This window comes from Paenibacillus agaridevorans (assembly GCF_003112455.1).
Classification (GTDB): Bacteria; Bacillota; Bacilli; order Paenibacillales; family Paenibacillaceae; genus Pristimantibacillus; species Pristimantibacillus agaridevorans.
The window spans coordinates 90,594-92,824 of sequence record NZ_BDQX01000430.1 but is presented as its reverse complement, the minus strand read 5'-3'; the positions used below and the strand labels follow the sequence as shown (position 1 = coordinate 92,824).

Sequence of the window (2,231 nt, the reverse complement as noted above, 5' to 3'; positions counted from 1 at the left end):
TGCAGCGGCGCGCGGACTGGATCTGGAAGCGGCAACGAATGGCGTGGATCGGGTTTTATGCCCGCCGCTGGGCCGGGTTCTGGCGCAAGACGATGGCGGAGCTGCGGCGAATGGGCAAAACCGGCTATCTGAATACGGCTTGGACACGCGAGCCGTTCGAGGCTTTGTATCGCTACGGGGTCGATTACAGGCTGCTGGCGGAAGCCGGGATAGACGGCTTTATCGTGGAATCCGGAGCTGCGGGACTGTCGGCCGGCGCGGATGGCATCGAATATGAGCCAAGCACGGAGTTTATGGCTACCTTGCTCGCGCTGAAGGCGTATGTTCCCGATACGAAGCTGATTTGTCTAAACGGCATTCAAGATACGACGGAGCAATGGGACGTGCTTAGCCATGCCCCGACCTTGATCGAACGGGATATCTATACGTTGGCCAACGTCTATCTGCACGAGCCGGGCGGGCTGCGCCGTTGCGCGGACGGCTTCCTGGCCTGCCTGGGCGATGGCATCGAAGCGCGCAACTGGGCCTGGATCAACGGACGTTGGCAATCTGCTTTCGCCGGCGTACCGCGACAGGTTGCGGGAGCTACCTTTGTTTGGAGCGATGCGGCTTTGTATCCGTCATTGGCGCAATATTCGGACAATAGGCAATGGCCGGCACACAAGTTTCTGCAAAGCCTGATTGAGCAAGGGGCGTCGATGGGCGCCATTGCGCGAGCCGAACAAATGGAGGGGATCACAGGGAATATCTGCATTGCCGATTTGCATCTGTGGCCCGATGAACAGCTTGATCAGGCATTGTCTTATACGGCGGGCGGGGCTTTGCTCATTGCCAAGCTGGATGATCGGATGCTGTCGGCCTTGAGCCGGCATGGCATGGAAATGGAGAGCAGACGGAACGAGTGGTTCGCGATTGTCCGGGAAACCGGGGGACGCATCGTCAAAGCGATATCCGGCGGACAGGCCGCGGAGTTGGCCGACGATGAGACAGATGACAAGCTGAGCTGGATCCAGCCGTTGTCTTATGCGCCGCTTCCCGCTAAATTCGTCGGCGATTGCGTACAAGCGCTGGTCAAGCTGGCCAATGCGCCGGCGGTGACCCGTTTCGCGGAGATGTCACCGATGGCGGGATTTCAGCTGGACAACGGGCATTACCGTCTATTCATCCGCAATTTGAATACCAAATATCGGGCGGTGCAAGTCGAGGCGGCGCAGCCGATCGGCAAGCTCGAGGTTATAACCGATTTTCCCGGCGTGCCGCTGTTTCCCGAAGGCAACCGGTTTACGACGCAGGTGCCGGGCAGGGGCATTACGGTCGTCGATCTGTTTACCAATCCATAACGAGGTGAAGAAATGAACGCTAACAATAGGCGCGGCGGCACCGTGCCGGAGGGCAAAAAGTGGGACGTAGACGGCCAATTTCCGATCGGCGTCTTCCACATTCCGGGGCCTGCGGATACGTCTTATGCCGCCTATGCAGCCATTCGCGAGCTGAATGCCAATTTTGTCGTCGCAACCAATGAAATTACGACGCCGGCCCGTACCGACTGGGCGTTGGAGCAGGCGGAGGCCAACGGGCTTAAAATGCTCGTAACCGACACCGGCATCAGATGGGTGCAATGCGAGTGGATCGCGCAAGATGCCGAAGACGGCTCCGCCCTGTTCGTGCGGAAGGGCAAACCGATTGGGCAGACCTTTACGACACCGGCGGCGGAAGGGCTCAACCTCGCCTTCGTATCCTTCAAGCTGGGCGAGCCGCCGGAAGATGAATCGCTGACGCTGCGTCTCACGGTTTATGATAGCCCGGGCAAGAATGAATTGGTTGCCTCTTCCAGTTGGCATGCGGCGGCAGGTACCCGCTATCCGGAATTCGTATTTGCCAACTTCCCGCAGTCGAGGGAAGCCAACCGTTATGAACTGGCGTCCGATGCTTCTTATTATATGGAGCTGTCGACGGAGAGCGATAAGCCGATCGGACCGCTGCTGACCAGCCGGGAGGATGCGTATAGCGGAGGCGCGGCCTACAGGGGAAGCGAGGAGCTCAGCTGCGATCTCTATTTTCAACTGACGTTGGCCACCCCGCGAGGGGGCACGATTTCGGCGTTTGCGCCGGATAGCCGCCCGTCCGCTGATTTTGTGCGTACCTTCGTGCGCCATTACAAGGACAATCCGGCCCTTCTGGGATACAACTTGATCGACGAACCGTTCGGCGAAATCTACCCCAGCATGCAT

At 58.9% G+C, this 2,231-nt stretch carries 2 protein-coding genes; both read left to right on the top strand.

What is annotated here, in order from left to right; genetic code table 11:
* The coding region (locus PAT3040_RS37760; protein WP_219930347.1) for a hypothetical protein at nucleotides 1-1,340 on the top strand (1,340 nt) is incomplete at its 5' end.
* 12 nt (nucleotides 1,341-1,352) lie between these two features.
* On the top strand, nucleotides 1,353-2,231 hold an 879-nt coding region (locus tag PAT3040_RS32600; RefSeq protein ID WP_181376979.1), incomplete at its 3' end, for a hypothetical protein.